We start from the raw sequence: 9,007 nt of genomic DNA, 5'->3' as shown, positions 1-9,007 counted from the left end.
ACCGGGCATTGTGCAGTCCGTGAATGGCAAGTCTGACGCTGCTGTAACGCTGACTGCCGCTGACGTTGGTGCGTTCCCGGTTGCGGGTGGCGTGACCCGCACGCTCGCCCACCCGCTGCACAGACCTCCACCAGGAGAGGCCACTATGACCGCGATCACTGATGGGCCCGTGGCAGGGCTCTCGCCCGGCGGCACCGATACGGTCGCGCCCGAGACGTTCCGCGAGGCGATGACCCGCTTCGCCGCCAGTGTCACGGTGGTGACGGCCTACGACGCCAACGCGCCGGTCGGCTGTACCGCGACCGCTGTGTTCTCCCTGACCGACCAGCCGCCCACCATGGTGGTCTCCCTGGCGTCGGCGAGCGGCACACTCCGGCACATCACCGCGGCGGGCCTCTTCGCCGTGAACGTCCTGCCGTGGCGGCTGCGCGCCCTGGCCGACCGGTTCGCGCGGCTTCCCTCCGGGCAGCGGTTCGAAGGAGTCGAGCACACAGCCCGGTTCGGGGCACCGCTGCTCACCGGCGCAGTGGCCGGCCTGCTGTGCCGCGTCACCCGGCTCGTACCACTGGCGGACCACACGCTGGTGGTGGGTGAGGTGCTGCACGCGCAAACCGAGGACCGTGAGGACCCGTTGGTGCACTATGCCCGGCGCCAGACCCGCCCGGAGGCCTGAGTGCACTCGACCTCCCCGCACCGCACTCCCCCGCACCGCACTCCCCCGGACGGCACGCGCACACCTGCGGCGGGCGTCGGTCGCTGGCTGCGCCGCTACGGCCCACCGCCCACCACGGGCGAGGCGAAGGCCACCCTCGTCTGTCTGCCGCACGCGGGTGGCGCACCGACGTCCTTCCGCGACTGGCCGGCGCTCCTCACCCCTGCCCTCGACGTGATTGCGGTCTGCTACCCGGGGCGGCAGGACCGCTTCGACGAACCGTGCATCACCGATATGGCGGTGATGGCCAACGAGGTCGCCGCCACGCTGGCCCCGCTGGCCAAGCGAGCGCCTCTTGCCCTGTTCGGGCACAGCATGGGTGCCGCCGTGGCGTACGAGGCGGCGCGGCTGCTGCATTCCCGGCACGGAGTCCGACCGGCGCACCTGTTCGTCTCGGGCCTGGTACCACCCCACCGGGTACGTCCCGGCACTCGTCATCTGAAGAGCGACGCCGCCCTGACGGCCGACCTCCTCGAACAGGGCGGTACCGACGCCCTGGTGCTGGCCGACGAGGAGCTGAGAGCCCTGGTGATGCCCGCGGTCAGAGCGGACTACCAGCTGATCGAGACCTACCGGCACACAGGTGCCGGGCCACTGGATATACCGATCACCGCGTACTACGGGCAGGACGATGCCCGAACGCCACGGAGCGCCATGCCGGACTGGCAACTCCACACGCACGCCCCCACCAGGACCCGCTCCTTCCCAGGCGGCCACTTCTACCTCCAGCACCACCGAAGAGACCTGACGACGGACATCCGGGACCGGCTGCTGGCGTCGCTGTGACGCTTACGGGTCTCCACGCCGCGCGTCACCAGCGCCGGCCGGCTGCCGAGCAGCCGGGTGCTCGGCTTCAGTGCCGTTTGGGCACCAGGATGCCGTCCACGATGAGCCCAGTGCCCTTGGGGCGAACCGTCTGCGGCGCTGGAGGGCGAGCATCGGCCTGAGATGGTTGATGATGCAGTCTGCCGGCTTCGACACGCCGAACTGCAGCGCCACGACTACCGGGTGCTGAGGTTCCAGGCGACGTCGTAGCGTGCTCTTGATGACATTGATGTCGCAGTGTTCCGGCGTGACACCTCCGCCAAGTCCCGGCGTTTCGACAGCGAGACCCACCCCTCGCGTGGGACTCCCGCCGGAAGCCGCCCGATCGACGGTCGGGGAAATCCCCGGATGCTTACGCTCGGGGGGACTCGAGGCGGCCCGCTTACTGCAGCCACTGCTCGTCTCCGCCCCGCCCCCTTCTCTCTTCTTCTTCAACCGGCCTGGCAAAAGCGGCTCCAGAGGGGATGTCGGCATTCCGACCACGGTAGAAGGAGCGTGGTGAGCTGGGCGGATACTGGTGCTGGCTTCGTTCCTCGCGCAAGAGATGCTGCAAGAGATGTCGCAAGAGATGCTGCAGGAGTTCGCGCAGGAGATGTGGTGTCAGCCGGGCGCGGGATGACGTGCTCAACGCGCGGACGTGCTTGTGGGACTTGTTGTGCTCCTGCTTCAGGCCGGACAGGGCGTCGCCCTTGCCTGCCGGTGGGGCGTGAGCTGTCCGGTGTCGGGATGGTCTCAGTCGGCCGTCGTGAGTGTCCTGCCAGCACCGGCCTTGGCGGCGGATTCCTCCCACGCCATGCCGTCGTTGCGGCTCCCGGGCAACGGCCGGCCGACCACGACAACCAGCCGGGTATCGGCATCGATCCCGATGCCCGCCAAAGTCGTTGGGCCCACACCCTGCAATCGTGTTGGCTAGTGGCACCGAACCGTCAGTACCGCAGGTGGCCGCTTGGCTGGAGCAGGGAGTTGAACGTGCAGGACAATGTTGTCGACCCAGTTGCCCACAATCGGGCAGCCTGGGACAGGTATGTCCAAGAGGGTAACGAGTGGTCGAGGCCGGTGAGTTCTGAGGATGTCGAGCGCGCCCGCATGGGTGACTGGTCGATTGTTCTCATCGGGCATGAGCCAGTCGACCGCTCCTGGCTTCCGACGGACCTGAGCGGCAAGGACGTGTTGTGCTTGGCCTCCGGCGGTGGCCAGCAGGGTCCGATCCTTGCCGCCGCAGGGGCGCGGGTCACCGTATTCGACAACTCACCGGGCCAGCTCGGCCAGGACCAGATGGTGGCGGCGCGCGACGGACTCGAGTTGCGCACCGTCCTCGGCGATATGCGCGACCTCAGCGCCTTCGGCGACGCGACATTCGATGTCGTATTCCAACCGGTTTCCAACCTGTTCGTACCAGACCTCGCAGCGGTGTGGCGCGAGTGCTTCCGCGCGCTGCGACCGGGCGGCACCCTGCTCGTGGGCTTCCTCAACCCTGATGTGTACTTGTTCGACCACGAGGCGCTCGACGAGCGCGGCGAGCTGACCGTCGTGCACAAGCTGCCGTACAGCGATGTCACGCAGTACTCCGCCGAGGAACGCGCCACGAAGTTCGGCGCGGATGCCGCACTTGAATACAGCCACACCCTCACCGACCAGATCGGCGGCCAGCTCGCCGCGGGGTTCGTCGTTACCGGCTTCACGGAAGCGCCGCACCAAACCAACGCATCCGCTCCGTACATGTCGCACTATTTTGCAACGCTGGCGGTCAAGCCGGGCTGACCCCGCCGTGGGGCCGGATGACACAGGCGTGTCTCGGACGGATGGCCCAGTGGAGCGCTACGCCAGCCCGCTCCCCCACTGACTTCGCTGAGCCCGCATCTTTCGCAGATCGTCACTGGACGTCGCGTGTTGGGCAGCCTGGCTCGGTGCAGCACGTGAGTCCGCTACTTCCCGTCTGCCCCTTGACCGGTGTCCGGACCGGCCAGGTGGGACGGAGGCGACCAGCCATGTCGGCCGGACGCTTCGCCGAGGGGGGAGCTGGTCGGCGTGAGGCACCCGTTCCGCGGACTGCTGTCAGACACCGGTCGGAAGTGCGAGGACGTGCTCACCAAGCAACCGGAGGGTTACAACGAAGACCGTGGTACTCCCCGGCTGAGGGGGGGAAGCAGCCGACCGGTTCCGATCTGACCGACACAGGCCAAGTCCCTCGTCGCGAGGCCGTCGCGACGAGGGACTTGGAAGGTTCCACCTTCGCTCAGGGGCCGCCCTTTGCTCGCAGTTGGTTCCTGCGGCTACCAACTGAGGTGAGGCCTTCGAGTGTCGTGCAGCCCGAAGAAGCTGCGCTTGTCCAGGCACGAGGAGGCGCGCCTGGCATGGCTTCCGTCCGGCAGCCGCCTTTGCTCGATTGTCCAGCTGCGAGCAGGGCCCTCCTAGCGTCCAGACACGTTGGTTGTCGCGGACCGGAGTGCCTTGGGCCTTGCCACGGCAGTTGAGGCGGCCGCGTCGGTCAGGCCAGGGCCCTCCGGGGACGGGGTCCTGGGCATCTGCAGATTGGCCACCTGGCTGGTGACCCGCCCCATGCTCTCGTCCGAGGAGGACGCTGGACTCGGTGTCCTGCGGGGGGAGTTGCCGGCGGAGGTGGAACGCTCGACCGTGTAGGGAAGGTGGGCCGGCTTGTTCAGACCCTCCATACCCAGCTCGGCCGCCTTGCTGACGCCAAGATTGCTGGCTTGGACGAGAGTGATCTTCTCGCCTCGGAGATTCGTCAGGTCGGCCGGGTTCTGAGTCGCGTCGGTGCGCCAGGCGCCCTGGTTGTCCTTGCCGAGACTCAGCTGCGGCAGAACCCGGACATTGCCGACCTGGAACGCTTGCATCGTAATGTCATTCCAGGTCGCCGGATCGACCTGCAGCATCGGCATGTCCGTCTGCGTACCGCCCGGCGGCGTGGTGGGGGTGCCGTACGTGGCATGAATACCGTCGGCCAGCGCACTGATGTTCATGCGGCCGATAATGTCCGCGCGCCTGGCGTCCTGGGTGTTGTACTTGGCCCCCAGGTCGTTCTCGGCAGCGAGACTCACCGTGTCGGGCCGAAAACGCTTGTCCGTATCCCTCGGGTTGAACGTCACGTCGCCCCGCTTGGCCCCCTCCTGAGCCATCGTGGCGAGATAACCGACATGCATCGTCGCGGCCACCTTGGCCGCCTCCTGCCCGCGAGTGCCTTCCCTCGTATAGATGGCGAAGGTGTCGAGGTGCGGCATCATCTGCGGGTCGATGTCCGCGTCACTGTGCTGCTCGGTCATGGCCTGAAAGCTGGAGTTCAGGACGTGGCGCATGTTGGCGTCCCGGCCGTGCGAAAGATCGACGACCTTGAGCTCCGCGGTCGAGAAGTCGAAAGGCGCCACGGCTTGCGTCGTGAAGTTGGCATCCTGCTTGACGGCATCCCACTCGGCTGTAGACATGTGGTGGTGGGACAGGTCCACGCTGAGGCCGGTCTCGTTCGCCCGAAGAAGATACGTCGTCAGGTCCTTCGCCGCGATGTATCCGGCATTGCTCATCTCCATCCTGAAGATGTCATCAACCGTCTGATGGTTGTACTTCGGCCCCAGGACAGTGGCGAGCTGTCGCGTGTCCTCGCGGATGTGGCGAACATTGACACCGTGCTGCTGCGCCTCAGCCCGGTAGCCGTCCATCAGCTCCTCCACATGCCTCTGTCCGGTATCCCCCGGGCGACGGCGAGGCAGAACAACCAGCTGCTTCTCGGAGTTCGGGTAACGCTCGCTCAGCGCCTTCAACCCTGCCTTGGCGTTGTCACTGAGTTCCTCTCCGAACCAGATCATCTGAAGCCTCTCCGGCTCCTGGGCCGGATCACGGTCGGGCATGTGACGTCCTATCTGCGCTGATGACCCCGTGCCATCGACTGCCCCCAACAACGGACTGACCACGCGAAGGGTTCAGCACGTTGAACCGACAACGCCGACGCTCCGTCGTATGCGTGACGAACAACCACTGATCAGACGGAGTACGTAAATGACCACCCCCGAGCCGCAGCCGGCGCAGGCTCCCGAGCAAAAGCCAGCCTTCATCCTGTACATGGACGGCCCCGAGTACGACGAAGGACTGCACCGGCTGACGCTCTGGGTACGCCACCTCCTGCTCCCGGTGTACGGCAGGGAAGTCACCTCCGGCGCGGAATGGTGCTCCAGCTGGTGGAAACACCCAGAAGCGGTCGCCCAGTTCTACGGACTGTGGATGGCCTGGCAAGAGCTCACGGGCCCCGAGTCCGGCGCAACCGGGCCATCCACCTGGCACCGTGACCATCTCACCCACATCCTGGCCTCGCTGCGAGACCCTTCGGGCCCCTTCTCGGGCTGCAAGCCGGGCCGACACCGCGCCAAACAGCCACCCGAGATGGACCCCTTCCCGAGCTGACCGGTTGCTGGTGTTGAGGCCGCCTGGCCTCTGCATGCTCGATCCGTAGCGATCGAAAGAACCGGAGTCGTGAGGGCCGCCAGGCCGTCCGTATGGGCCTCCGGACACGTTGCCTCCGCACACCGTCCCTGGAGCCGGGGTACGCCCTGTGCGGAGGCAGTGGTCGACCGCCTCCGTGACGCAGAGGTTCTGCGGGGATGTGCAGCGGTCGTCCTCCTCGGCCGGGGAAGTCCCCCCAGCCCACCTCTAGCCCTCTTGTCCCACCCGGGGCCGACAAGCCCCGCGAGTATTGACTCGGTTGATTGTCCGCTCGACTTCGTTGCTGCGTTTGCGGATCGCGTTGCCGATCACGACCGTAACGGGCCGGACCGCCACCTAACGGCGCGCATCCGCAGCCGTGAGGTCGGTGAACGTCGCCGCCTGGTCGACGAGTTGCACCATCAGCACCTCTCGGGCGATCAACGCAGACGACACGGACCGCGTGTCCCCGTCCAAGAGCAGCGCTGCGACGTCCCACAGAAGTCCGTGACCGATCTCTGCGGCGCGCCGCAGCTCGTGCTGGCCGCCGTGGAGGTCGAGCCGGACGAGTTGGTCCTCAAGGACCGCGAGCCGCCCTGCGTACCGGCATGCTGCCTCGCCTTGGACGCGGCGGACACACGCAGCGTCTTCGGCCTCCAAAGCGTCTTCCAAGCGCTCGCTGAGAAGGGGGACGAGGGCGATACCGGGCACGACGACGTCGACGGCGAGACCCGCACGGATGGCGAGCAGGCCGACGAGCAGGCTGACGATCACGGCGCAGATGGTGGACCGTCGTACCGCAGGCAAGGCCGGGGCCAGAGTGATGCGACGGACCGTTCGTCGGCCCATCCAGCGAAGGCCGCAGCGAGAGATGTATCCGGTGCCCGGGGCGATGACGCCGATTTGGTGGGGGACCTTGGGGAGGCTGCCGTCGCTGGGCACGGTCCAGACAAGCCAGCCCCAGCGCGCGTTCTCCATGACGAGGACGGGCTCGCACTCGGTTGAACAAGCGGCGCTGAGCGGGTGACCGGCCCGCAGGGCGTGTGCCTGCTTCGTGTCCCATCGGTCCGGGGCGTGCGGGAAGGGGCGCAGGTCCTGATCCATGCTGCCAGCTCATCCGCCGGCCCCGACCAGACCACCAACCACCAGCCCGATCAGTGGTCACGGTCTGACAACACGCGCGTCTCATAGCCGTGGTGGGGCTCGTGGCCGGACTCGGACGGGGATGAGGGAAGCCATGGTTGGCACTTCAACCTGCGTCACATCGCCGGAGACCCCTGTACACCAGTCAGTTGATAACGCCCTCGAGGATGCTCAGAAGCATCCGCGGCCCTCACTGCGGGGACGGCGAACACTGTCCTGACTCTGCTGCCGGCCGCTGGTTGAGAAGCTCCCTTGCCGCTTCGACAGCTTCTTTGTTGAGGTCCTCGATGGGGCACCCTCCCCAGCTCTCCTCCCAGTCGTCCAGGCTGATCGCGCAGGCAACGAGGGGAGCCAGCTCTTCGGGGTAGCCAAGGTCGTAGGCGACGTCAGCCCAGATGAGATGGGTACCGGTGGCAGGGTTCAGAGATCCGTCGGCGATCTGGGCAGCGACCCAGTACGCCATTTCCCACTTCGCGGCGCGCGGGTCGGTAGGCGGCTGGAAGAGCAGTCCTAGCTCTTCCAGCACCCGGTCAAAGAGCTCTGGCGCTTCGGGTTCCTCTCTTCGAAGAAGCCCGGCCAGCAGGGGAAGCGAGGGGCTCTCTACTCCCGCGATCAGTGCGTCCAGCCCTGCCCGGATGAGACGGTCAGACCCGACGTGCCTGCAGAATGCCCTCTCGCGTGCGATGTGGCTGAGCTGCTCAAGGGCTTCGTTGGGAGTCATCAACGTCTTCTTGGTAGAGGTCTGGAAGCGGAAGGTTCGCCCATCCGCCGACAACACCGCACCAAGTCTCCCTTCGGGGCGGCTGGCTTTGTTTGTGAGTTACCGGTTCTGGCACCGATCTTCGGGAGCGGTCGCGGAGTGTCACCGGGGCAACCGTATGAGGTGGGTCGGCCGAAGGGCGGTTTGCCGGGACAGTCTAAATTTCCAGGCGCTCTCTCGAGCCGTGCTGGCATCGTATGAACCCATGGCAGCGATAGACGACACATCCGAACCCGACAGCCCTGTCCGCAGGGCCTATCCGCCCCTGGTGGAGGCAGCGTGGCTGTATCAGGCGGATCAGGTGTGTCCGGAAGACCTATCGATGACCGCTGCGTGTGACGCGGCCAGCCGCGAAAACGGCTCAGCGAACGTCCGGCGAAGGCAGCCCGCCGACCCGCAGATGAATCGCCGGACCGTCAGCCTGATCACAAAGCCCTGCTCAGCGAGCGGAAAGTCCTTCAGCCTGCGCTGTAACGGTCATGGACTCGGTCATCAAAGCGGCCGCAGTCCGCACACACCTCTGCGCGGCCATCGCCGACCGCCTCCCCCTCGACGGCAACATCATCGAGGCCGGCACCGACTCCTACCGCCTCGCCACCACTCGCACCGAAACAGCAGCGAGCGGTCAGCTGAGTGGCGAGGACCCACCGGGACTTTCAGTTCTCCAGAAGGCGCCGACGCCACCACCCGCACGCACCCCACGAACCTGTCAGCATGAGGTGAGGACTGAGGGAAACACTTCGGCGGTCGAATTCGGAATCGAGCCTGGAGACGAGCCTGCCAAGGTCTTCCCGAGCACCACGAGGAAGCCGCAACAGCACGTCCTCCAGGCGGTCTCGCGCCACGAGCGGATCACAGCACTCGCAGCCCATCACCGGATCCGGCAGCACGCGCCCTGGCTGTTTCAGATGCCGCTGACACTCAGCCAGGGCTGCAGCCACAGCCCCTGGCCATAGTCGGTCCTCCTCCAACTTCCGGATCGCCACGCGAGTTGCCGCAGACACACCGCGGACCCGGCAGACCGGAATCCCTCTTCTGGGCCGCCAACGCTTCCCGCGCAGCCCCTTCGGACGCCTACGTGGCATCGGCCTTTCGGATCAACATGCCGTCATCCTGTCACGGACCGGGCTGCCTCCGCG

General features: G+C 66.6%; 7 protein-coding genes and 2 pseudogenes. 5 read left to right on the top strand and 4 right to left on the bottom strand.

The genetic code is table 11. The features are described from left to right. The first annotated feature begins 145 nt into the window (after positions 1–145). A complete protein-coding gene (locus AB0C62_RS39495) occupies positions 146–673 on the top strand; it encodes a flavin reductase family protein (RefSeq protein WP_362981773.1) in 528 nt (175 codons plus the stop codon). Next, complete coding sequence (locus tag AB0C62_RS39490) at positions 674–1,498, top strand: alpha/beta fold hydrolase (RefSeq protein ID WP_362981771.1); 825 nt, start codon at positions 674–676, stop codon at positions 1,496–1,498. It abuts the gene before it with no gap. A 667-nt stretch (positions 1,499–2,165) separates the two neighbouring features. Here AB0C62_RS39490 and AB0C62_RS39485 read toward each other — a convergent pair. Then, positions 2,166–2,404, bottom strand: a pseudogene (locus AB0C62_RS39485) (IS5/IS1182 family transposase); the annotation flags it as partial. Between the two features lie 102 nt (positions 2,405–2,506). On the opposite strand from AB0C62_RS39485, the gene AB0C62_RS39480 reads away from it, so the two are divergent. Beyond that, positions 2,507–3,298 carry a class I SAM-dependent methyltransferase gene (locus AB0C62_RS39480; protein WP_362981769.1) on the top strand — a complete coding sequence of 264 codons (792 nt, stop codon included), beginning with the start codon at positions 2,507–2,509 and terminating at the stop codon, positions 3,296–3,298. A gap of 650 nt (positions 3,299–3,948) precedes the next feature. On the opposite strand, the gene AB0C62_RS39475 is transcribed toward AB0C62_RS39480, so the two are convergent. After that, positions 3,949–5,397, bottom strand: a complete 1,449-nt coding sequence (locus AB0C62_RS39475) for a hypothetical protein (RefSeq protein WP_362981767.1) — start codon at positions 5,395–5,397, stop codon at positions 3,949–3,951. Positions 5,398–5,545: 148 nt separating this feature from the next. On the opposite strand from AB0C62_RS39475, the gene AB0C62_RS39470 reads away from it, so the two are divergent. Further along, positions 5,546–5,947, top strand: a complete 402-nt coding sequence (locus AB0C62_RS39470) for a DUF4913 domain-containing protein (protein ID WP_362981765.1) — start codon at positions 5,546–5,548, stop codon at positions 5,945–5,947. Between the two features lie 375 nt (positions 5,948–6,322). On the opposite strand, the gene AB0C62_RS39465 is transcribed toward AB0C62_RS39470, so the two are convergent. Both AB0C62_RS39465 and AB0C62_RS39460 read right to left on the bottom strand, forming a co-directional pair. After that, on the bottom strand, positions 6,323–7,069 hold the full coding sequence (locus AB0C62_RS39465) for a hypothetical protein (RefSeq protein ID WP_362981763.1): 747 nt from the start codon (positions 7,067–7,069) through the stop codon (positions 6,323–6,325). Between the two features lie 229 nt (positions 7,070–7,298). Continuing rightward, positions 7,299–7,829, bottom strand: coding sequence for a hypothetical protein (locus AB0C62_RS39460; protein ID WP_362981761.1), 531 nt, complete (start codon positions 7,827–7,829; stop codon positions 7,299–7,301). Between the two features lie 557 nt (positions 7,830–8,386). Here AB0C62_RS39460 and AB0C62_RS39455 point away from each other — a divergent pair. Next, a pseudogene (locus tag AB0C62_RS39455) lies at positions 8,387–8,473 on the top strand (AAA family ATPase); the annotation flags it as partial. Positions 8,474–9,007 lie beyond the last annotated feature (534 nt).

The organism is Streptomyces sp. NPDC048643, from assembly GCF_040650615.1.
In the GTDB taxonomy this organism is placed as follows: domain Bacteria; phylum Actinomycetota; class Actinomycetes; order Streptomycetales; family Streptomycetaceae; genus Streptomyces.
Note: the sequence above shows the minus strand (reverse complement) of the source record. Positions and strands in the feature narration are given on the sequence as shown.